This is a genomic window from Bacillus thuringiensis (assembly GCF_001182785.1).
GTDB lineage: Bacteria > Bacillota > Bacilli > Bacillales > Bacillaceae_G > Bacillus_A > Bacillus_A thuringiensis_S.
Genome location: NZ_CP012099.1, coordinates 3,318,053 through 3,341,306, shown reverse-complemented (window position 1 = coordinate 3,341,306; position 23,254 = coordinate 3,318,053). Strand labels below are relative to the sequence as shown.

Below are 23,254 nucleotides of genomic sequence, written 5' to 3'. Positions count from 1 at the left end.
GTTAACCACCTTCTTTTTTCTTTCTTTGTTTCGGCTGTCCTGTACTCGAGCGGGTGGTAATCATCGAAATAGGAAATCTTACAAAAGAATCTTTTAGCTCTTGGAGACGAAATGGTGCGATTGGCATGCCGTATGGTGAACCATAGGAAGTTAGTGAAACAAAATGAGCAAATAAGAGCATTAATCCACTAACAATACCGACAATCCCATAAAAGTAGGCCAATAACATCATTGGAAAACGGATAAGGCGTATAGAACTTGATAAATCATAATTAGAAACAATAAATGAAGCAATGGCTGTAATAGATACGATAATAACCATAACGTTACTAACAAGACCAGCTTGAACAGCCGCCTGTCCAATTACAATCCCTCCAACGATCCCAATAGTTTGTCCAATTGGTTGTGGTAAGCGAATACCAGCTTCACGTAGCATTTCTAGTGTAATTTCCATTATAAAAGCTTCCAATAAGGGGGAGAAAGGGACTTTGACTCTTGATGTTGCAATAGAAGTGTATAAGTCTATAGGAATAATTTCAAAGTGAAAAGAGACTATAGCAATATAAAATGCGGGTAAAAAAATAGCTATAATAAATCCTGCAAATCGTAATAAGCGAAAAAATGATGCGATGAGCCAATGAATATTATAGTCATCTGGGGTTTGAAAAAATCCAATCAAATTCATAGGAACAACCATTGCACCAGGGGATCTATCCATTAATACTGCTACTTTCCCATCAAGTATATGATTTGAAATGGCGTCTGGGCGCTCGCTTAAATAAGCCTGTGGAAAAGGAGTCCAATTTTGATCTTTTGTATAATTAGATAGCTCTCCAATACTTAATACCGCATCTGTTTTGATTTTACAGATTCTAGTTTCAATTTCTTGGACTACATCTGCGTTTGCTACATCACCTAAGTAAATTAAATAGACTAAAGAAGTGGCTCGTTCTCCAATCGTCAGCTTTTTGATTTTTAACTCTGTAGAAGGAATATATCGACGGATAAGACCTATATTTTTTGTGGCATTTTCAATAAATCCATCATGGGATCCTTTAATAGTAACTTCTGAAATTGGCTCTTGAATTGCTCTCTCTGCCCAGCCTTTTGTATTTATTAGAAGTGACCGCTTTTCTTTCTCCATAAACAGTACACATTGCCCCTCAAGTAATCCTTCTTTAATTTCATTCCATGTATATACTATTTTGGTATGAGTAGCAATAATATTAGAATTAAATATTTGACTGTCTTCATTTACTTCTTGTAATAATGGTGTAACAACATTGGTTTTTAATGCAACACCATCTGTAAGGCCTTCAAAATAATATAGTAAAATATTCGTGTTTGTTTTTAATTGCAAAGGATGTTCAATTAAATCTGCACTAATATCAAAGATATTATCTAGTGTATTTTTAAGTTGTTTTAAGTTACTTGTTTGGATCTTTTCAATGGTTTTATCTGTCTTAGTTTCTAAGGTCTCTTCATGTAAGGACAAAATTGACACCTCTTTAATATATAACGATTAGTTGTATTTATTATTTTTATATGATTGAATTTTATTCACTAATTTAAACTAATTGAAGATAAGAATTAATAAATTTGATGTGCTATATTATTAATTCAATAATTGAGAGCAAAAAGTAGATGTAATTTGTGTGGAAATGTAAGTATTAAGATAGAATTGAAATTTGAATGATTATAATAAAAAGAACCCTCGATAGGTTCTTTTTATTTGGTAAATATGTTGTCAACAATAGATGGCGATAAAGGTAGTAATTTAGATGTCTTTATGTTAATCAGCTAAATTTTGTAGGAAGAATTCTTTTTTCATACCTTAATACTCAATGAAAAAGGATATTTCATTTATTTGGATGTTCTAGTGTATTTGAATTTTGCGCACCAACAAATTTTGTTTAGGGACAAAATGCATTTTCTTAATTATCAGAAAAAACAGCGCAACAAAATTCCTATTCATTATTTTGGTAGGTATCAAATATTTCTTTGGCCTTATTTTCTTGATATTACCGTACGTTTATATGTTTCTAAGGGAAAGAAATACTTTCATTTTTATTACCATCTATTGTTTGATTAAGATGGTAACATGAAAGTGAAACGTTTACAACCAGAAAATAAAGAAAAAATATTAAAATGCGACTTTTTTCGACAATTATTCTATGTTTATATTTAATTTTATTATAGGAAAAGGCGGAGGGAAGCGGACCTTTTCCTATAAACTGTTTTGTTGGAATTAGAAATAACTAAAAAAGTAATAATAGCTTAAAAGGAAAATGAAATTCAATGATAAAGTTATTATTGAATTTGTGAACCTCAGGTATCTTGAAAGTATGGTCAAATTTTAATCCACTTTGCGCTTCTTCCTTTTGTAACTAGCTTAATATGGCCAAACAGTTGCAAGGAATTTAAAGCCTTACTGATTGTACTCTCTGCAATGTCTGGATAAGTGTTACGAATACTTTCCTTGGTAAAGGGTTGTTTTTGTTTAAGTATAAAATCCTGAATTCTCTCAACTTTAGTATGTTTACATATAGAATCTAGAACTGTGTTATGAAGATCTTTGTAAGCCTCTAATATAATTGTTAAAAACGTTTTTAACCAAAAGCTATTATTATGTTCCCCGCAGTACCAATTCACCGAAGATTTATAAATCGAATTGTAATAATCAGATTCATGTTTCTTAATATATTTATCCAAACATACATATTTTACAAATGTGTGTCCACTCCTAATTAACAGCAATTGCATTAACATAAATGCCAACCTGTTATTACCTTGATTGAAAGGGACTATGCAATAAAAATTTAATATAAAACGAGCTATTAATAAAAGTGAATGAAGCCCCTTACTAGTATTTAATGAGTTGTATTGATCACATAATTGCTCCATAAACTGTGGAATAAGTTCATGCGGAAGAATGCGGTAACTATTCAAGTGCATTCCATGTTCTGGAATTCCTGGAATAATAAAAGGTTTTTCACGCCATTTGGCACTGTCAGAGGTAATGTAATGTATTAGTTGAAAATGTAATTCCTGTATAGTTGCTGGATTGATTAATAAAGTACAGGAGTTTTTATGTACAAAAGAAAGTGTTTGATAATAGCAAAAAATAGCATCTTCCGAAATATTTTGAGGTACGATATCATCTAAAATAAGTTCTTTTAATCTTTTATTAGGAACTTTTATATCCTCGTAAATAGTTGTGAAATTTTTTATGTAATGTAGTGGTATAGTTTTTTCTAAGCTATTAAATATGTCCGGGTTTTGTTCCTGATAAGCAGCTAATTTTCCTTTGAATTCGCTAATTTCACTTATTAAATTTATTAACCTCCTTTTCAATTCAATATTTTTATACTTATCATCAAAAAAGTCTCTCATTTTTGTTCCCCCTGTAACCCCTTAACGCGTTGTTGCATATATCTTTCCATTCTAAAGGTATTCCACGACATCATTGTAAAATAACGACATTTTCGTTCTGATTTTAAATATATATCAGAATCAATATTTTTATTTAACAATTAAAACATGGAAATTATAAAGAAGAATCGTTAGGATTCAATTTTAATAGGCATAATCCTAACATCAAATGTACAAATGTACAATAAAAAAATAAAAAATATAAAACTATTGACTCTTTTGAAAGATTATTTAAAAGAATTTTAAGAAATTGTAGGTATAGAGGTGCTTTAGTTTAGAGGTAAATATTGAAGTGGTAATAAAGTTTTCATAGCTAATCAAAAAGTAGATAAACTATTAATTTGTGACAATTATGTGTCTAATCTATTATATACTTTTATGAGAACTCTAAAATTAAATCCTAAAGAGCTAAATTTTCTATATTTATCATAAAGATTAGAAGAGGCGTGTTGATGAAATATATCATTTTATATAAAAATATGTAACGTTTAATACTCGTATTGTAAAATATTTTGACATACGTTAATTTAAATATTAGGTACAGGAACATTTAATAAAAACTCAGTACTAAAGTACCCTTTAAACGTTCCACCCTAAGAACATTTCTCAAGCACACTGAAGTTCATCCTTTGTTTCTGTACCTTATTAGATAAAAATAACACAATAAATTATTAAAATATGATAATTAAAATTGGATTTTTAAATCATTTCTCTTTTCTTGGACATTAATAATCTCTTGATAATCTGTTTAAAGTAAGGAAATACAGGATAGAAAATGGCTATTAATAAAGAAAATATAGTTAAGCTAGATACCTTAAGTTATTTTATGAGTAATTAAGCGTTAGTTTGAATTAGTAGGAGTATTATATGTGTTTGTTAAAAGGCTTGTTTTATTTGATTTGTTACTATTAATTTATGAATTTTAACATCTAGAAGCTAGTCAATATATAGATAATATTAGTTATGTGGGTTTTAACCTCAAGTGTATATGTTTAAGGTTAAAGGATTTGTGGTGGTATAAAAGAAGTGAAAGTCTGGAAGAAACGGATATAATCGGTTTCTTCCAGACTTTTTTTGCTTTTTTGTAATATAAAAAATTTATTTTTCCTACATGATTTAATTATCTGTTTTAATATTTGAATTTTTTGTGAAATTAAACGGAGTTTTTAGTCTTCTTTAAATACATAATGTTACAAAATAGCGTAATTGTATTTACTTTATTTTTATAGGAGATTAAAAATAATAATAAATGTACCAATTTATGAGAGATATTAATATATTAATTGGTGATTTGTTCGTTTATCCCTATATTGCTATTATATTAGCGAGAACAATATATTGGGGGGACAAGAATGAATTTGAAATTAACATCTAAATTGGAAAGATTAAGAAAAAGTAAAAAAGGAATTGGTGCTTGTGTTCTGGCTGCAGGGATGACGGCAATTACAATGATTCCTCAAAGTGCGTATGCACATGGGTTTGTTGAAAAACCGAGTAGTCGTGCTGCTTTATGTAGTCAGAATTATGGGGCATTAAATTTAAATTGTGGAAATGTAATGTATGAACCTCAAAGTCTAGAAGCACCTAAAGGGTTTCCAGATGGTGGACCGATTGATGGTAAAATTGCTTCGGCAGGAGGATTATTTGGAGGAACTCTTGACCAACAAACAACAAATCGTTGGTTCAAAAACACAATTAAGGGTGGAGCAAATACATTTACATGGAAATATACAGCTGCACATCTTACAAGTAAATGGCATTACTACATTACAAAAAAGGGATGGGATCCTAATAAACCATTAACGCGTGCTGAATTAGAACCAATTGGAACTGTGAAACATGACGGTTCGGCTGCATCAAATAATTTAACACATACAATTAATGTACCAACTGATCGTAATGGTTATCATGTTATTTTAGCTGTATGGGATGTAGCAGATACGTCAAATGCCTTTTATAATGTAATTGATGTAAATTTAGTAAATAATGAAACACCTGATACAGTAGCTCCAAGTCAACCAACTGAATTAAATGCCTCTAAAGTTTCTGCCAATAGTGTTGAAATAACATGGAAGGCTTCTACTGATAATATAGGTGTAAAAGAATATCAAGTGTTACGTAATGGAGAAGTAATTGATACGGTACCAGGTACAACTTTTATTGATAAAAAGTTAAAAGCAGATACGGAATATACCTATACAATAAAGGCATTAGACTCTGCTGGAAACATATCAAAAGAAAGTGAAAAACTAAAGGTTAAGACAACACATGCAATCCCAGATAAAGAGGCTCCGACTCAACCAAAAGGATTACATAGTATGGGTACAACAGCGACAACTGTTGATTTGATGTGGAGTCCGTCAGAAGATAATGTAGATGTTGACCATTATATTGTATATAGAGAAAGCGCTGGGGTTATGAATAAAATTGGGACATCAGCTAATACATCCTTTATAGATAAAGGTTTGAAGGCTAATACATCGTATAAATATGTAGTGACAGCGGTTGATTTAGCTGGAAATGAATCTAGTAGAAGTGATGTTTTGAATGTAACTACTAAGTTAGAGGATTCCACATATGAAAAATGGGATGCAAGAAAAGTATATACTAAAGGTGATAGGGTAGTACATGAGGGAAAAGTGTATGAAGCGGTTCAAGATCATCAAGGAAATGGCGACTCAAATTGGATTTTTGCCTTATCGCTTTGGAAGCCAGTTTTGAATAAATGATAAGCTGAAAAAGGTAGCTAACAATTTTGGATTTCTCTTTAAAAATTAAGGGCCGTTCCAAATATAATTATCTAATGGATTAAATGATATGTTAATAAAGTGAAAATTTAATCGCCATCCTAATATTTACGAAATGAAATCAAAAAAGAATCCCAATGGGATTCTTTTTTTCTAATTTGTAATAGCGTATATTTTCACTGTGAATTTGCTAGTGGCACCAATTGGACTTGCAATATAATATTTAGTATTTGTGTAAGCTTCAGTCCTAGATTCATGTGAAATATTTTTCCAACGAGTAGAATCTATTCCTAGGGAAACATCAATCATTACATTGAAAGAAATAGTATAAGGATAATCTTTTTCTGAAGGCTCAATAACCCATTTTAATTCTTTGGTACCTACAGGTAAACTATCAATTTTAAAGTTTTGGCTGGATCGATTTTGTTGCCCTGATAAAGGACTAGATTCAGATGATATTTGTGAAATTAATATTTCTTTTTCATTTGAATGTATACCATTTAATTTAATGATACTATCAATTAAACCTGGACCGGGAAAATCAGCCGCGATGATACCAGAATGTTTAATTGCGCCTTGTTGTAAGAGTTCGGTCCCAAGTGTATTCATCCCCCCATAGTATACTTGTCCGTTTCTATCGCGAGGGAAATCACTCCACGCATTAGTGGAATTCGTTTGAATCAATTTAGGACTACTGTCAGTATTTCTGCTTTCTTTTCCGCTTGCAACAAACCAAGGATATACATTATTTAAAAATGCGGCTGCGCCTCCCGTACCACTAAAATGGTTGAGATAAATTTTTCCATTATTAAAATTAATATTTGTATTATGTAGATGGTTTTTTATCGCAATCCATTTTGTATATATTTCGTCTGGTCCGCTTCCAATTTCAAATTTATCTTGTATATTCAAACCTTCGTAATCAATCCCGTACAATTGAGCGGATGTAAAGTTTTGTAAGATTACAATTTTTCCGCGGGTACCTCCTAAAGTAGGGTTATTTCTATCTGAAGTTGGTACGGAATTAGGATCCCAAAAATATGAAGCATTAACGTTTTTATATTTTAAAAATATCTCCTCAAATGATAGAGATCCACTTTCAGGAGTAGTTTCTTCTTTTAAGCGCATTAATATTGTTTCTGTTGGATGATCTTTTAAAAATTGAATGGTCTCTTTTAATACATCTTCAAACACAGCTTTTTGATTTACAACGCCATGATACATTGTAAAAGAATCTTTTACACGTTTAACACGCATATCTACATATCGAATTCCGGAATTTAATTGTTGGGATAAACTCATAGTTTGATTTCTTGTCAAATTTTCATCAAGAAAACTCGCTCCATGTAAAGCCATCGTACCGTGAGTCCCTGGAATAGATATTTCACTTATTTTTGTTGAATCTTCTATTTTCGACATCCACGATGGATTTTGATACCCTATATTGGATTCATAGGAGTAACCTGGATGACTATCAGCTAAAATAGTAGATGGTGTACTTAAACTTGCTAGTGTAATACAAGTAAGGATACTAATTTTAAAGAAATTTCTCATTTTTATTTTGTTCATTTTTTCTCTCCTGACCTTTAAACAATTGTTAGATGATTTTCTACTATATTTATTGTTTTTCATTCTTAAGATAATAAATTTTTGTATTTAAAAATAATTAACAATAGGGGGAGTAAGTTATTTTAGACTTTAATAATTTTTTATTATAAATTTTCCCTAATAGCCAAACGGATTCTTGAAAACTCGAAGTATAGCCTCCAAAAAACAACTGTTTATCGTATTAAATACAAACAAAACAGAAGTCCTAAAAAAGACTTCTATTTTGTGACATATAATGAATGATAAAGTGGTAAACAAATCAAGATAATGTGATTGAGTGGTAAAAATTTATTAATAGCTGTTTTAGAATCTCTTATAACAAGGCTGATTACAAAAAGCGGATCTCTATACTGCTAATAAAAATTGAAAAATTCTACTCATTAAAACTTAGACTAACTACAGTTGCAATTGATTGGGCTGCATGTTCCCAGCTTCCATCTATAACTTTACCAATCTGCTGACCAAGTGCATTTAAATCATTTGGATTAACTGGAATTCCATTATACGCAGCAAGAATTGATAAAAGTGGAGCAGCAAATGGTGTCCAACCACCTCTATCAATATTAAATACAGGTTTATCTAGTACCTTTCCATCTTGTACTGTAAACTCATAATAAAATTGATCATCTGGACGAAAACTTAAATGATGAGAGATTTGCCCCTTAACATATTTTTTTCCTGCACCTAGATTTACTACTTCTATTTCTTTTACATTAAATTCATGTTCAAATACTTTGATTTTTTTGACTTCTGGACCATTTAAGGCAGCTTGAACGGCTGTTTCCAAATTGTTTTGTGCAAAAGGTTGAATACTTAATTGTGCCTCTTTTGGTTGAATGGGAGCCTCCTTTTCTGTAGCAAACACTGAGGTAGTAGGTAGTGCACCTGTAGCTAACGTAGCTGCAAGTGCTGTTGTCATAATGATTTTTCGTTTCATCTTCATAGTTTTCCTTCCTCTCTTAAAGTTATGATATATAATTTTTTAAGATTGACACGGTACAATTTTTTCATAATGTACGCAAAAAACTAGTTTAAGAACTATGTGAAAAAATGTGTCAGAAAATTAAAATTAATTATATATGTATTTTAAATAATATCTATCTACACATGTTTTTTCAATTTTTAGACAAATTAAACAGTAATTACTGCATAAGAATCAATTTAGCACGTTATTTATCTATACATTTCCTATAAACGCATTTAGTTCATAGTAAAAGTAATATATTTGATATTAAATGTCTTGCATAATGCGATAAAATTTCACAATTTTATCGCATTATATACAAAAAATGAAGAATTTAAATAAGTATGGTCCCAAAATTCGCAAGAAAAGAAAGAGAACTGCTATTAATACAGTAGAAGAATTTCAAGAAATTTTGAGCAGTGTTCACCAAATAGTTGATATAAGAGATGTATCGAGTTTTGCTGCAGGTCATATTGAGAAGTCAATAAACATACCTTATAAAAATTCTTTCACAACTTGATGTGGATGGTTATTAGATTATAAAACAGAAACTTTAATAATTTTAGATGAGGAAAAGGTTAAAGTGGAGGCAGTTATTAGAGAATTTGAATCTATTGGGTTAGATAATATTATTGCTTTTGCACCCTAAAAAGTAATACAGAAACTTAATAGATTTGAAAGTTACAAAGAAAAAACATCGATTGAATTATATCCGTATATAAAAAGTGGAAGTGTTAAGGTTATCGATGTGCGTAGTACAGCAGAGTGGGAGGAAGGAAACCTTCATGATGCAATATATCACTTTAGGCAATCTATTTGAACAATTAGATTATATACCGAAAAATTGTTCAATAGTTTTGCAATGTCGAACCGGATTGCGTTCCCTTATAGCAGCTAGTATTTTACAAAGAGCTAGTATAAAGGAAGTAGTGAATTTAAAGGGAGGATTTCTTGCATGGAAAGAAGAAGGGCTTCCTTATACAATATGCAATCTCAATGTGTAGGAAAATGATAGGTAAGAATAATTAAAAGAAGTTATAGATGAAGTGTTAGACAAGGAAATCATAATTATTGTAGCTTCAGGAAATACATTAGGATTATTAATTGATTATCCGGTTAGATATAAAAATGTAATATATGTTTCAGCATTAAAGAATTTTACAGTGGATCCATCTTTTACGGAATGGCAGTGTTAGAAGACTTAGGCATTATCAATAAGAACCCAATAAAAAAAATTCTTGGATACAAGAGAATTTTTTATTGCGAATAGTGAGGGTGGGAGGCGGTACATTACATATGGGAAAAGGTAGAAGTAATAATGCTGGTAAAAAGAAACCGAAATTTGATGATTCATCTAATTTCGCTAAACAAAGCCAACCGACAGAAAAGAAGAAGAAATAAGCACAGGGGCTCTCTTGATTAAGGGAGCTCCTGTTAAAAGTATATTGACGTTCTACAACAACATATCGATGGATTAATCCAATAGTCATAAATACAAGGTTTAAATTCTTACGAATGGCACTTAATTTAATATTATTGTCCCACTTTTTTATACTTATTGAAACGTTAAATTCATTTGAAATGCTCTCTTAATGGACTTCAATTAAAATTTTTTAAACCTAATGGGACTTACCATTAAGAGAGCAAGGGTTAATGTAATCCATGTATTGCTATATGAAAACAATCCCATACCAGCCAATGATAATCCTGCAGCTGGAATAGGTAATCCCTTAAAATATCCAATAGTTGGTTTAATACTAAATTTAGCTAATCTTAAAGCACCCATTGTTGGGAAAAGGATAAATGCCAAAGAAGTTAAAATAGAAGGTGTTGCTATCGTATGAAATAAAAGCGCAGGAGCGACGCCGAAACTAACAATATCAGCTAAGGAATCCAATTCTACACCAAACTCACTATTCACTTTTAATTTTCTCGCAATTCTTCCATCAAGAAAATCTAAAACAGCTGAAAAGAAAATGAAAATAGAGGCTAATCCCAAATATTCACTCATATTTAAGGTGATTGAGAAAACACCACACAATAAATTTCCAATCGTAAATAAATTTGGTATAACTTTCACAATCTGATTAAACAAGTTTGTTCCTCCTAAATTAATTAAACTTCACATTTTTGTAGCGATTTCTATATATTCTTCCGTTATTCTTAAAAATATATGACTATTGTATTACTGTAAGCTAATTAAATTTCGATAAGAGAAAAATCGACTTCCTAAACGTTACGCTGATTTATAATAATGTTTAATCATTTTCGGTACGCGTTATTGAATATTAGCACCTGATAGTTGATATTTCGAGTAGTCAGGGATTTTCCGGTTCTGGTGCAAAAAATTCAAGGTAATTAAAAATAATCTCTAAAAAGGAGACATAATGATACTATTATTCTAAAAAGGTTCGTGGTTGGTATCGAATATAAAATGGGGTTTTTATACAAAAAGCACCCGAAAGGGTGCCTTTTGTATCTCTTAAAATGACTGAAGATGCGTATACTTGAGTTCATTAGGTAGTTAGAGACTATCTTTAACGAAAATGTTGAATAGTTCATCATCATTATATATATCAATTTAGTAATGATTAGGGGTTTAGAAAGTTCCATGGAAAGTACATATCAACCTCATTGGAAGATTGGAAATTTAATAACTGGTGATACATTTTACTTAACGCAACATTTTGGTACGCAAATGAAAAATTTTAAAGTCCACACAAATGGTACCCTAGAACGATTTCAAACAATAGAACTAGAATTAAAATAAAATTTTTGCAGGATCAATTAAATTCATTTCTTGTTATGCAAACACATTTTCAGCGGAACTAACTTCTTTACTATTTTGCGCAGGACAGACTTTATAAAAAATGGCTACGTTTCCTGATTTTGAAATAATCCTCTTAAATTGCAATTCTGCTTTTCTAAAAGCTTTACTGCATCAACAATAGAAGTAATTGCTAAAAAATTTTTTCAAATAAAATTTATAAAAACTTGATAGGCGATACCAAGTGTAAATACCGTAGCTACTATATGTGCAGTCCATTTAGGCATATTTAAATTTAATACGGTATTGTACAAGATCCCATATACGATACAAATGATTAATACAAATGCAATGAATTGAAGAACTAATAAAAATAGCGGTTGTTCCATTTATTCTCACTTCCTTTATTTAATATATTAATATAATTTATTTGGAAGTGAAAGTTTTATTTCTATGAATTTCCAAAAATGTGATATGAAAGGAATAGTAGTAATCACAAGAATTACTGCAAAACTATAATGTAACTAAAAGTATTATTACGAGATCAGTAAAGTAGTAAAGAAGGTCGCCATTCAAGGCGACCTTCTTTACTATGCGTTATACCCAAATAATTTTAAATCTTCTCCTGAATCTGAAATGATTTTCTCAAATCGTAATCCTACTTTTTCTAAAAGCTTTCCTGAGGCGATGTTATCTATAGAAGTAATTGCTACAATTCGTTTCATGCCGAGCTTTTGTACACCGTATTCGATTATCGCAGAAGCTGACTCGTAGCCATATCCTTTTGAACGGAATGTTTCCAAAAAGGCAAATCCGATATCAACGTCTTCTAATGAATCTCTTTTAATAAGGCCACACATACCAAGTGGAGTGAGATCTTCTTTGCGTTCTACTAAGTAAAGGCCAAATCCGAGTTTGTTATACATATCGATAGGACCGTTTACAATATAATTTTTTGCATCTTCTAAGTTTCTAACTCCTTTGTCACCGATAAACTGAATCCATGCAGGATCGTTTACTAAATCAAGAATAAAAGGAGCGTCTTTTATATCAAACCAACGAAGATTAAGACGTTCAGTTTTAAGAACTATCAATTATTACACCACCTTTAAAAAGTTATAACAATTAGTATGGATTGTGTAAAACAAAAGTGCAACATATTTTAATAGGGGTGTTTGTTCACATAAAGTTCGTTTGTTTTGTATAGAGAGATATTTTATAATTAGGATTGATTGTAAAGAGTGAGATGCTTATACAATGACTCCTAGGTGACTAGGAGTTTTTACTATATAACTATCATTATTACTAAATATGACACACTACACATTCTACTCAAGGAGGTACATAATGAAGAAATTATATAATGCATCGTTTACGTATTTGATTATCGGTTTATTATCAGGGATTTTCGCCAGGGAGTATGGTAAGTATAAAGGGATTTTAGGATCTACTTTATTAAATCTTTTGCATACACATACACTTGTACTTGGATTTTTCTTCTTTTTAATTGCTTTAGGATTAGCAAAAGTATTCGCGTTTCATGAAGTGCAAGGGTTTAATAAGTGGTTTGTTTTACATAACATTGCATTAACATTAATGTTAGGTTCGCTAGCAGCGAGAGGGCTTCTTCAGTTAAATGGAGCTGACTTTAAAGGGTTAACTTATATTGTAGGGTTTTCTCATTCGTTGATGGCAGTTACTTTAATTTGGTTTATGTTGTTAATAAAAAAATCGTTTAAAATGTAGTAAAAAAAGAACTTGTAGCGTGTGCTGCAGGTTCTTTTTTGTATGTTCAGATTTAAATAATCTCATTTTTCTAATTATTTTATATAAAGATGGTATACTTGTTTTAAAATTAAAAAGGAGAGTTGATTATGGAAATAACAATTGAACATGTAGTAAATGAATTAAAAGGCATACTTCCTGAAGATCGAGTAGTAATAAATATGACAGTAAGAGAGTTACATAGTAAAGATGAATCTTACCATGTTAGTAGTTTACCTGATGTAGTTGTTTTTCCAAAAACGACCGAAGAAGTTAGCTCGATAATGAAAATAGCGAGTCAGCATGGGACAGCTGTCGTTCCATTTGGAGTAGGGTCCAGTTTAGAGGGACATGTAATTCCTTACGAAAAAGGAATTACAATGGACTTTTCTCTTATGAATAAAATACTTGAAATAAGAGAAAAGGATTTTCTTGTGAGAGTACAGCCAGGGGTGACGCGCTCTCAGCTTAATAAAGAATTGAAAAAGTATGGATTATTTTTTAGTGTAGACCCAGGAGCTGATGCAACGTTAGGAGGAATGGCTGCTACAAATGCGAGCGGAACGACAGCGGTAAAGTATGGTGTAATGCGTGATCAAGTGCGAGATTTAGAAGTCGTTCTTGCTGATGGAGAAGTAATACATACCGGGAATTTAGCGGCGAAGTCATCATCAGGTTATCATTTAAATGGTATTTTCGTAGGATCAGAAGGAACACTTGGATGTTTCACGGAGTTAACTTTAAAAGTATACGGTATACCAGAACATGTTATGGCTGCGAGGGCATCGTTTCCAACTATAAATGATGCAGTAGAAGCTGTAATTAACATATTACAAGCAGGTATTCCAATCGCGAGAATTGAACTCGTTGATGAATTATCTATGAAACAAGTAAATCATTACAATGAAACAAGTTACAGAGAAGAACCGACACTGTTTTTAGAGTTTCACGGCAATGAAGCAGGGTTAAAGCAAGATATTGAATTTACGAAAGAAATCGTTCTTGATCATAAATGTATAGAAATTGCATTTGAGACGGAAACAGCAGCGAGAAATAAACTGTGGGATGCAAGACATAACTTAGCGTACTCTTACGTGCATAGTTATCCTGGTAAAAAGCTAATGAGTACAGACGTATGTGTGCCAATTTCGGAATTAGCTGGCGCAATTCAACATGCGAAAGAGGTATTAGATAAAGTAGGCCTTATTGGTGGTATTCTCGGTCATGTTGGGGATGGGAATTTCCATGTACTCTTAATGATTGACGCAAATGATAAAGAGGAAGTGAAGAAGGCAGACGAAATAAACGAAAGTATCGTTTTGTATGCTCTTAAACGAGGAGGAACGTGTACAGGAGAACATGGCGTTGGAATCGGAAAACGAAAGTATCAAGAAGAAGAACATGGGGCGGCATTATTTGTAATGGAGAAAATAAAGAAAGCTCTTGATCCGCAAAATATTTTGAATCCGAATAAGGTGTTTCAATTAAAAGATAGGGGCTGAGTGGATGAAAGTACTAGAAGCGATAAGTAATATAGCTGGAAAGTATTTTGCATTTTGGGTTATTTGTATGGCAGCTATTGCATATTTCACTCCCACGCCATTTCTCGGGTTAACTAGTTACATAACGATTTTACTTGGGATTGTAATGTTTGGGATGGGATTAACATTGAAGGCTGTTGATTTCAAAATCATCGCTACAAAACCATTGCCAGTTATTATCGGTGTATGTGCTCAGTTTATTATTATGCCACTTGTCGCATACGTACTAGCCTACGTTATGGACCTGCCAGCGGAATTAGCAGCTGGATTAGTGTTGCTCGGTTCAGTACCGGGTGGCACTGCATCAAATGTTATGGTTTATTTAGCAAAAGGGAACTTAGCGTTGTCTATTGCAATGACTTCAGTATCAACGTTACTAGCACCAATTGCTACACCGCTCATTCTACTATTACTTGCGGGGCAATGGATGCCAGTAAATGCTATGTCCATGTTTCTTTCTATCGTACAAGTCATTATTGTGCCTATTATTTTAGGACTAGTAGTGAAAAAGTTTTTCCCTCATATCGTTAATAAAGGAATGACTGTTATTCCTTTAATATCAGTTGTAGCAATTATCATAATTGTTTCTGCAGTTGTTTCAGCGAATGTAAGTAGCATTACTTCTTCAGGACTTCTTATCTTTATTGCGGTGATGCTCCATAATGCTTTCGGTTTTTTGCTCGGATATATAACTGCGTTCGTACTTGGACTAGACGAAGGGACAAGAAGGGCTATTTCAATAGAAGTAGGAATGCAAAATTCTGGCTTAGGTGTTGCACTGGCGACAGCGCATTTTGGACCTGCTGCTGCACTCCCAAGTGTATTAGCGGCAGTATGGCATAACATTGCAGGGCCAATATTAGCAACCATCTGGTCAAAAAATAAAAAGAATACTTTCAGCGATGAAAATGTATCAATAAATATAGAAAAATAGGAATGATAAATAATGCAAAAACGTATTGTACATTTTGAAGGAATGGTTGTATTTATAGCCACGATTTATATGTATTCGATATATGAGTTTAGTTGGATTATATTTTTTGTATTCCTTTTAGCGCCGGATCTATCAATGTTAGCATATGGGATTAATAATCACGTTGGTGCGAAAATATATAATGTATGTCACACATATATCATATCCATATTAATTGTTCTAATAGGTGTCTATTTTAAGATGGATATCGTTATAATGATTGGCTTAATATGGACAGCACATATTGGAATGGATCGAATGTTTGGATATGGATTGAAATATGAGACGGATTTTAAGGATACTCATATTCAACGGTTATAATTTGTTTTGAGAAGAGGGGTACGTTGAAGCAGAGAATTGCTATCGAAGAATATAATGTCAAATGGGAAAGTGAATTTAATAAAATATACACTCTTATTAACAATGTAATGGAAGACAGCATTGTATCTATTGAACATGTTGGGAGTACATCTGTTAAAGGGCTTGTATCAAAACCAATACTAGATATCGATATTGTAATAGAAGAGTACGAAATTTTTCATGAGGTAGTAAAAAAACTTGAGAAGATAGGGTACTATCATCAGTTAGAATGGAGCTTTAAAGGAAGAGAGGCGTTTGGAAGAAAGGATACGTTCGTTCCATGGAACGAGGGAAATACAGTTTGGATGGAACATCATTTATATGTGTGTGATAAAAATAGTGAAGAGTTGAGAAGGCATATAGTGTTTCGAGATTACCTTCGTGAACATACTGAAGTAGCTAATGAGTATGGAAACTTGAAGGAAGAGTTAGCAAGAGAGTCGAAAAATCGATCTAGTTATATTGAGGGTAAGACCGTATTTATTACAAATATATTAGAAAAAATAAACTAAAGCAGCATGGAATACATGCTGCCTATTGTTTTGAAATAGAAAGCTGCCATTATAAAACAAATACAAACTGGCCCTGTTGATTGATGCGGTTACTAAATATAATAGGAAACAAAATAGAAAAGAGCGGAAAAGAGGGAGCTTATGTACATACCAAAATACTTTGCAATACAAGATGAAGAGATGAAGTACGAAATAATGGAACAAAATAGCTTTGCGACATTATTTTCTCAACATAACGGAGAACCATATGCAACGCACTTGCCGTTGTTGCTAAATAGGGAAACTCTTACTTTACATGGTCACTTCGCACGACCGAATGAACAGTGGAAAGATATTGGGACTCAGCAAGTACTAGCTATATTTCAAGGACCACATAGTTATATCTCTCCGTCATGGTATGAAACAAACAATGCAGTACCAACATGGAATTACGTTGCAGTGCATGTATATGGTGAATTAGAAATTGTTGAAGATGAGAAGACATTAGTAGATTCTCTTCAAGATTTAGTAAATAAATATGAAGATCCAGAGAGCACCTACTCACTTAATGATGTAGATCCAAATTATATGGGAGGATTAAGTAAGGGAATAGTTGGATTCAAAATAAAGATAAATAAAATAGAAGGAAAAGCGAAGTTAAGTCAAAATCATTCTGTAGAGAGACGAAATTTAGTTGTGGAGAAACTTGAGAAAGTTGGTAGTGAGGGGAGTAAGAGGATTGCGGAGTTGATGAGAAAATAAAGTCTACATGAAAGGAAAATATTCTAAATAAGCGTATTTAAAAAGACCTTCTTAATTGAAGGTCTTCCGTTTTTTAAAGTGCTTTTTCAGTTGTTGTTGAGTTGTAGTCTTTACTTACGTCAACGGATTGAACAAGGTCAGGTCTTTGTGGTGCAGGAAGATCAGCATGACCCGCTTGGTATGTAAATGAACTATGAATACCAGTAGCCAAAATACCGAAAACAGATAGTCCTAAAAAAACAGAGCTAATTTTTTTAATCATTTCAATGCCCCTTTCTCAAACGTTTTTTCTTTTGCTTGTAACGCTTTATGAAAATATTCACTTGCCTTAATGTGGTTATTTTCACTATAAAATTTAACGGCTAATTTTTCTGAGTATTCTTGAGTGTAGTTATATAATAATTCTTTGTCGAAAAACGTAATTCCTTTAAGGATAATTGTTTCTAATTCTTCAGAACCAACATTATTATTTAGTTCGTTTAGAATTTTAAAATGATATATATATTCTTCATTATTTAATTCCGTACAAATTTTTAACCCTTTTTGGATTAATCCTTCAGCGATACTTGTTTCATCTAGTTTAGAGTGTTCTCTTGCTTGCAAGAAGAGAGCCTTGAAATGTGTTGGTTTCTTTTCGGTCACTTCTGATAGGTGACGGATTGCGAGTGTGGAGAGGTTTTGACTGGCATACAACCAACCCAAATTATTACGTACACTTAAAATTAATTCTTTTTCATCAGATTTTTGTAAAAGGTGTATTGCTGAATTATATTGCTCTTCCGCTTGTTCATATTGTTTTAAATATACAAATGAGGCACCTAATGTATTTTTACATAATCCAACTTTAACTTCAAAGCCAGTTTGTTTATCGAAAATCTCTTTAGCCTTAGTTGCATATTCAATAGATTCAATTGGTTGGTAAAAGTGATAATGGAAAATCGCCATTCGATAATAAAATTCAGCATGCTCTAGATTATCAGTGTTATTTACTAATAATAACTTAGCCTGTTCATAATGTTCGCTAGCTAAGTTATAGTCTGTGGTTAAAGTTGCATAAATGCCTTTAAAGAAATGATAGTAGTAAGACAGTGGATGATTGGATGAGATTACGTAAGAATCTATTTTATCAAAGCTATCTTTTGAAATACTTAAACTATCTGTCAAAACTTTATGTCGAAACTCTAGTAAGGAATGATATAATGCTAAGTTTTCATCTTCTTCAAAGTTTAGTTCCTTTTCCTCAATTTCATGCTTTAAGTTTGTCGCTTGGGACACATCTTGTTTTAACATAGTTAAATACCAGTCATTAAATAATTTTGTAATTTGTTCATTACCTTGTAGTTGAACGTTCATGAAATCCCCTCACTTTTTGAATATTCTTATAAAATATAGTATCAAAAATAAAAATATTTAGAAATGATGTTTTATATTTCTCAATATTTGTTTAACAAGCTTACGAGTAATTCTATTGGAATAGTGTAGAATTTATTTTGGATTAAAGAAATGGCATCGGGGGATGTGCATTTTAAAGTTTTAGTTGAGTGGGGGGATATAAAAAGGGTGCGTTCACACAATTTATATGAACGCATCTTTTTACATATTAAACAATCAAGTGCCACAAAAAGTACGATAAGGGCGATTCGTCGGTGCAGGCGGAATGCAGTATTCTTCTTGATCTGTAGAATACGCATAAGGGTTTGATAAAGCTTCAAGAAGTTGCTCCATTACGCTATAGTCTTCATTTGTAACAGCTGCTTCTAGTGCTTCTTCTACACGGTGGTTCCTTGGGATGATTGATGGGTTATTATTTTTCATCATCTCGTAGGCGTTTTCTTTCGATTCTTCTTGTCTTTCTAATCGAGATTGCCACAGTTTGTACCATTCTTTAAATTCAGGACTTTCAAATAGAGCTGTATTTTCGATAGCATCAAGAGTTAATGAACGGAATGTATTTGTATAATCCGCTTTATATTTCTCCATCATTTTTAAAAGTTGCTCAATAAGTGATTGATCTTGTTCTTCGTTGCTAAATAGTCCTAATTTCTTTTTCATTCCAAGGAACCAATTGTTTTCATACTGTACGCTAAATTTCGAAATTTCGTCTTGAGCGATTTTTAGTGCTTCTTCTTCATCTTCGTGCAGAATTGGTATTAAAGATTCTGCTAATCGGGCGAGGTCCCATGCGGCCATATATGGTTGATTTCCATATGCATAACGGCCTTGTGTGTCAATAGAGCTAAATACGGTTCCTTGGTCGTAATTGTCCATAAATGCACAAGGACCGTAATCAATTGTTTCGCCACTGATCGTTATATTGTCAGTGTTCATTACGCCGTGAATAAATCCAACAAGTTGCCATTTTGCGATAAGACTTGCTTGTTTTTTAATGACTTCTTGTAGTAATGCAGTATATCGGTTTTCATGGGATTCACTTTCTGGGTAATGTCTTTTTATCGTATAGTCAGCTAGCGATTTAAGGTCCTCTATTGAACCACGAGCTGCAGCATATTGAAATGTACCGACCCGTATATGACTACTAGCTACTCTAGTTAAAATTGCTCCAGGTAACTTTGTTTCACGATATGTAGGTTCACCAGTTGTGACAACAGCCAAACTACGAGTAGTCGGAATATCAAGTGCATACATTGCCTCACTAATAATATATTCACGTAGCATCGGACCGAGTGCAGCACGGCCATCTCCTCGGCGTGAATAGGGAGTAGGGCCAGAACCTTTCAGTTGAATATCGAAACGCTCACCTGAAGGAGTAATTTGTTCGCCAATTAAAAGAGCACGACCGTCGCCTAACATATTAAAATGTCCGAATTGATGACCAGCATATGCTTGAGCTAATGGATGAGCTCCTTCTGGGAGTCCATTACCAGCGAAAATGGCAATTTCAGCTTCCTTTTTCAGTTCTTCAGGGGTCAAGCCAAGAGATATCGCTAATGAATGGTTTAGTTTAACTAACTCAGGTGAACTTACGGGAGTAGGGGGGATTTCTGTATAAAATGATTGTGGTAAAGTCATATAACTATTATCTAAATTCCAACCTGTTTCATTATTTTTAGTCATTGTATCTCCTCCTTTTTGTATTTTAAATTATGTATTTGTACGTATGTATTCTTTGTAAAGTTAACTAAAAGTATAATATAATATTTCCCCTTGCAATCTATTGTAAGGACTTCATTGCACTATGTCTATTTAACAGCAAATTTAAAACCTCCATTTTTAAAAATGGAGGTTTTATTATTATTTTATTTTTACAATTATTTTCCCTTTTGCTCTTCCAGACTCTGAATATTCCATTGCTTTTTGCGCATCTTCAAAAGGAAAAACTCGATCGATTACAGGTTTGATTTGTCCAGCTTCAATATAGTTTGCAATAGTACGTAATTGATCCCCGCTTGGCTTCATAAATAAAAATGAATATTGAGCATTATGCTTTTTTTCAAGTGCAGTAAGTTTTTTGCTGGCTAATGAAAATAAGAGAGTTTTAAAGAATCCTGAACCAAATTCTTTACCGAAGCGAGCATTCGGCATGCCTGAAACGGAAACAATGTTTCCTCCGCTTTTTATAATATTGAATGATTTTTCAAGTGTTACACCTCCGATTGTATCAAATACCGCATCATAATTTTTTAGTATATCTTCAAATTTCTCTGTTTTGTAATTAATAATTTCATCTGCGCCAAGAGACGTTACTAAATTCGCACCAGCTTCACTAGCAGTCGTTGTAACAATGGCACCCATTATTTTTGCTAACTGAATAGCGAAAGTACCAACACCACCGGATCCAGCGTGAATTAAAATCTTTTGTCCTTTTTGTAATTGCATGATGTCATGTAATGCTTGATATGATGTTAAGCCAACGAGTGGAATCGAAGCAGCTTCCTCAAAATTTAAATTTTTCGGTTTTAAAGCTATATCATCTTCATGAATGGCTATATACTCCGCGAAAGTACCAATCTTATTTTTTCTTGGGCGTGCATATATTTCATCACCGACTTTAAAGTTAGTCACTTTTGCCCCAACCTTTACGATGACACCGGAAAAGTCATTACCAAGGATTAGGGGCATCTCATATTTAAGCAACATCTTCACTTTTCCATCGCGTATTTTAAAATCAATTGGATTAATACTAGCTGCATGAATTTCTGCGAGCACTTCATACTCATTAATTTCAGGAGTAGGTACCTCTGCCATACGCATTGGGACTTTTCCGTACTTATCAATTATCATTGCTTTCATTTCTTATACCTCCAAGTTTTAATAAAAGTTTTGCAATAGCTTCTCAATATCTAATACAAGATTTTTTAATAAACCTAATTTTGTGCGTATATCAATATAATAAAAATTCTTTGTACCTTCTTTTCTCATTAAAATAATGCCAGCTTCTCGTAAAATCTTAAGGTGATGTGATACTGCTGGACGGGAAAGGTGTGTTTGCTTCGTGATTTCTCCTACACGTAAGCCTGTTTGACATTCCGTTTCCATTAGTACTAATAAAATAGCTTGACGCGTTTCATCACCAATTGCCAATAATACTTTTTGAGAATCAATAAAATTTTTTTTTATAATATTTAATTGTTCTTGTTTATTCATTTCAATCACTTCGCCTCCAGGTAATTAGTCGAAAGGTTTAAGATGATGAACCATTATTTCGATACGGTAATGCTACATGATTGTTGTATGAGGTGCAATATTGAGAAAGAAAATCGAGACGAATGAATTTTTTATTGTTGAAAATTATAGGGAGATAGAAAAGGCATTGGAAGGATTACATAACACAATAGATGAAGTTTTAAAAACAAAAAATGATGTAACAATAAAATAAGCGGTTGTAACCTTGTATAATCCATAAGGTTACGACTGCTTATAATGTTTGTATTATTTTTGATTTTTACGATAGAACATGGTTCAACGTAAAGTACGTTCTTTTGTTTTACACTTTCATACAGCCACAATTCAGGTGGATTATAGATGTATGAAAAGGTAAAAGGAATTTTGGGGCGTAATCTATCTATATGATAATTCAAAATGAAATATAAGTCTATATTTTAATGTTTTTTTTGATTATATTTATGTCACTGAGCTCAGAACAATGATGTGGAGGGTAAATATATGAAATCGAATTATGTACCAGTTTTAATTGTTGGAGGGGGATTATCTGGGTTAGCGTCTGCGTTATTTCTTGCAAAACATAACATTGAGTACTTATTTATTGAAAGGCATCCGTCTACTGCCATTCATCCGAAAGCAGGCGGTCTTACTTTACGTACAATGGAGTTATTTCGAGAATTAGGCTTGGAAAAAAGAATTACATTGGCAGGTAAAGCATTAGAGAACTGCCGAGGAAGAATAGCAGTTCATACAATAGCTGAGGCGAATAAAGAAGAATTGGAACAAATGAGAGCGACGCAATACGGAAACGATGAAGAGTTACTTCAAAAAATAGAAAAGATTAGTCCATCAAAACAAACTGCTTGTTATCAAATTATTTTAGAAGAGATGATGTTACAAGAAGCGAAAACATTAGGCGGGCAACTATCTTTTTATCATGAATTAGTTTCATTTGAACAAAATGAAAACGGGGTAAAAGCAACGATTCGAAATCGTGAAACAGAAAAAGAAAGTGTCATACATTGTGACTATGTAATTGCAGCAGATGGAGCGAAAAGTAAAATACGTGAGCAGTTAGGGATTAAAACTGAGGGGCGTGGGACCATTGGTGGCTATTATATGAATATTTATTTTGAAGCAGATTTAAGTGAGTTTATACAAGGAGACGCATTCGGTTTTTCTATGGTACTTCTGAAGTGAACCCTGAAAACGGGACACCTAT

Annotated in this window: 21 protein-coding genes and 2 pseudogenes; 11 read left to right on the top strand and 12 right to left on the bottom strand. The window is 32.5% G+C overall.

Translation table 11 applies throughout. The features are described 5' to 3' along the window. Position 1: 1 nt before the first annotated feature. Together AC241_RS17220 and AC241_RS17215 are read right to left on the bottom strand one after the other, a co-directional pair. Positions 2–1,495 carry a spore germination protein gene (locus AC241_RS17220; RefSeq protein WP_029442944.1) on the bottom strand — a complete coding sequence of 498 codons (1,494 nt, stop codon included), beginning with the start codon at positions 1,493–1,495 and terminating at the stop codon, positions 2–4. An 854-nt stretch (positions 1,496–2,349) separates the two neighbouring features. Beyond that, complete coding sequence (locus AC241_RS17215) at positions 2,350–3,393, bottom strand: Fic family protein (protein ID WP_050844387.1); 1,044 nt, start codon at positions 3,391–3,393, stop codon at positions 2,350–2,352. Between the two features lie 1,391 nt (positions 3,394–4,784). Here AC241_RS17215 and AC241_RS17210 point away from each other — a divergent pair. After that, complete coding sequence (locus AC241_RS17210) at positions 4,785–6,161, top strand: lytic polysaccharide monooxygenase (RefSeq protein WP_029442943.1); 1,377 nt, start codon at positions 4,785–4,787, stop codon at positions 6,159–6,161. Positions 6,162–6,332: 171 nt separating this feature from the next. Here AC241_RS17210 and AC241_RS17205 read toward each other — a convergent pair whose 3' ends face one another. Together AC241_RS17205 and AC241_RS17200 are read right to left on the bottom strand one after the other, a co-directional pair. Next, on the bottom strand, positions 6,333–7,748 hold the full coding sequence (locus AC241_RS17205) for a phosphatidylinositol-specific phospholipase C (protein ID WP_029442942.1): 1,416 nt from the start codon (positions 7,746–7,748) through the stop codon (positions 6,333–6,335). A 412-nt stretch (positions 7,749–8,160) separates the two neighbouring features. Beyond that, the gene (locus AC241_RS17200; RefSeq protein WP_029442941.1) at positions 8,161–8,730 is read right to left on the bottom strand and encodes a hypothetical protein; all 570 of its coding nucleotides are present in this window, start codon (positions 8,728–8,730) and stop codon (positions 8,161–8,163) included. Between the two features lie 334 nt (positions 8,731–9,064). Here AC241_RS17200 and AC241_RS17195 point away from each other — a divergent pair. Further along, positions 9,065–9,755, top strand: a pseudogene (locus tag AC241_RS17195) (rhodanese-like domain-containing protein); the annotation flags it as partial. Between the two features lie 599 nt (positions 9,756–10,354). Here AC241_RS17195 and pssA read toward each other — a convergent pair. Further along, the gene (gene pssA, locus AC241_RS17190) at positions 10,355–10,846 is read right to left on the bottom strand and encodes a CDP-diacylglycerol--serine O-phosphatidyltransferase (protein ID WP_016080752.1); all 492 of its coding nucleotides are present in this window, start codon (positions 10,844–10,846) and stop codon (positions 10,355–10,357) included. A 492-nt stretch (positions 10,847–11,338) separates the two neighbouring features. Here pssA and AC241_RS35900 point away from each other — a divergent pair, with 492 nt between their 5' ends. Continuing rightward, the gene (locus AC241_RS35900; protein WP_029442939.1) at positions 11,339–11,521 is read left to right on the top strand and encodes a hypothetical protein; all 183 of its coding nucleotides are present in this window, start codon (positions 11,339–11,341) and stop codon (positions 11,519–11,521) included. Between the two features lie 203 nt (positions 11,522–11,724). Here AC241_RS35900 and AC241_RS17180 read toward each other — a convergent pair whose 3' ends face one another. Further along, the gene (locus AC241_RS17180; protein WP_029442938.1) at positions 11,725–11,907 is read right to left on the bottom strand and encodes a hypothetical protein; all 183 of its coding nucleotides are present in this window, start codon (positions 11,905–11,907) and stop codon (positions 11,725–11,727) included. 201 nt (positions 11,908–12,108) lie between these two features. Further along, on the bottom strand, positions 12,109–12,612 hold the full coding sequence (locus AC241_RS17175) for a GNAT family N-acetyltransferase (protein ID WP_029442937.1): 504 nt from the start codon (positions 12,610–12,612) through the stop codon (positions 12,109–12,111). Positions 12,613–12,865: 253 nt separating this feature from the next. Here AC241_RS17175 and AC241_RS17170 point away from each other — a divergent pair, with 253 nt between their 5' ends. The 6 genes from AC241_RS17170 (at position 12,866) to AC241_RS17145 (ending at position 17,409) form a co-directional block, all read left to right on the top strand. Further along, positions 12,866–13,264, top strand: coding sequence for a DUF2871 family protein (locus AC241_RS17170; RefSeq protein ID WP_000737896.1), 399 nt, complete (start codon positions 12,866–12,868; stop codon positions 13,262–13,264). Between the two features lie 128 nt (positions 13,265–13,392). After that, entirely contained in the window at positions 13,393–14,784 is a 1,392-nt protein-coding gene (locus AC241_RS17165; RefSeq protein WP_029442936.1) for an FAD-binding oxidoreductase, read from the top strand. Positions 14,785–14,788: 4 nt separating this feature from the next. Next, positions 14,789–15,757 carry a bile acid:sodium symporter family protein gene (locus AC241_RS17160; protein ID WP_050844386.1) on the top strand — a complete coding sequence of 323 codons (969 nt, stop codon included), beginning with the start codon at positions 14,789–14,791 and terminating at the stop codon, positions 15,755–15,757. 12 nt (positions 15,758–15,769) lie between these two features. Beyond that, positions 15,770–16,117 carry a DUF4260 domain-containing protein gene (locus AC241_RS17155; protein WP_029442934.1) on the top strand — a complete coding sequence of 116 codons (348 nt, stop codon included), beginning with the start codon at positions 15,770–15,772 and terminating at the stop codon, positions 16,115–16,117. Positions 16,118–16,140: 23 nt separating this feature from the next. Next, positions 16,141–16,668: a GrpB family protein gene (locus tag AC241_RS17150; protein ID WP_029442933.1), complete on the top strand. Its 528-nt coding sequence runs from the start codon at positions 16,141–16,143 to the stop codon at positions 16,666–16,668. 141 nt (positions 16,669–16,809) lie between these two features. Then, entirely contained in the window at positions 16,810–17,409 is a 600-nt protein-coding gene (locus tag AC241_RS17145; RefSeq protein ID WP_016512491.1) for an FMN-binding negative transcriptional regulator, read from the top strand. A gap of 73 nt (positions 17,410–17,482) precedes the next feature. Here the strand turns inward: AC241_RS17145 and AC241_RS17140 are convergent, their stop codons facing one another. The 5 genes from AC241_RS17140 to AC241_RS17120 all read right to left on the bottom strand — a co-directional run bounded on the left by AC241_RS17140 (position 17,483) and on the right by AC241_RS17120 (position 22,023). Continuing rightward, entirely contained in the window at positions 17,483–17,671 is a 189-nt protein-coding gene (locus tag AC241_RS17140; RefSeq protein WP_000592016.1) for a Phr family secreted Rap phosphatase inhibitor, read from the bottom strand. Further along, positions 17,668–18,762, bottom strand: coding sequence for a response regulator aspartate phosphatase (locus AC241_RS17135; protein ID WP_029442932.1), 1,095 nt, complete (start codon positions 18,760–18,762; stop codon positions 17,668–17,670). The genes AC241_RS17140 and AC241_RS17135 overlap by 4 nt, the downstream gene beginning before the upstream one ends. A 255-nt stretch (positions 18,763–19,017) precedes the next feature. Next, positions 19,018–20,484, bottom strand: coding sequence for a protein adenylyltransferase SelO (locus tag AC241_RS17130; protein WP_050844385.1), 1,467 nt, complete (start codon positions 20,482–20,484; stop codon positions 19,018–19,020). Positions 20,485–20,661: 177 nt separating this feature from the next. Then, a complete protein-coding gene (locus AC241_RS17125; RefSeq protein WP_043936338.1) occupies positions 20,662–21,660 on the bottom strand; it encodes an NADP-dependent oxidoreductase in 999 nt (332 codons plus the stop codon). A gap of 18 nt (positions 21,661–21,678) precedes the next feature. Then, positions 21,679–22,023 (bottom strand): ArsR/SmtB family transcription factor, encoded by a 345-nt coding sequence (locus AC241_RS17120; RefSeq protein ID WP_017763468.1) that lies wholly within the window; start codon positions 22,021–22,023, stop codon positions 21,679–21,681. A 91-nt stretch (positions 22,024–22,114) separates the two neighbouring features. On the opposite strand from AC241_RS17120, the gene AC241_RS35705 reads away from it, so the two are divergent. Then, on the top strand, positions 22,115–22,246 hold the full coding sequence (locus AC241_RS35705) for a hypothetical protein (RefSeq protein ID WP_029442929.1): 132 nt from the start codon (positions 22,115–22,117) through the stop codon (positions 22,244–22,246). 287 nt (positions 22,247–22,533) lie between these two features. After that, positions 22,534–23,223 (top strand): annotated as a pseudogene (locus AC241_RS17110) (FAD-dependent oxidoreductase); the annotation flags it as partial. Between the last annotated feature and the right edge of the window lie 31 nt (positions 23,224–23,254).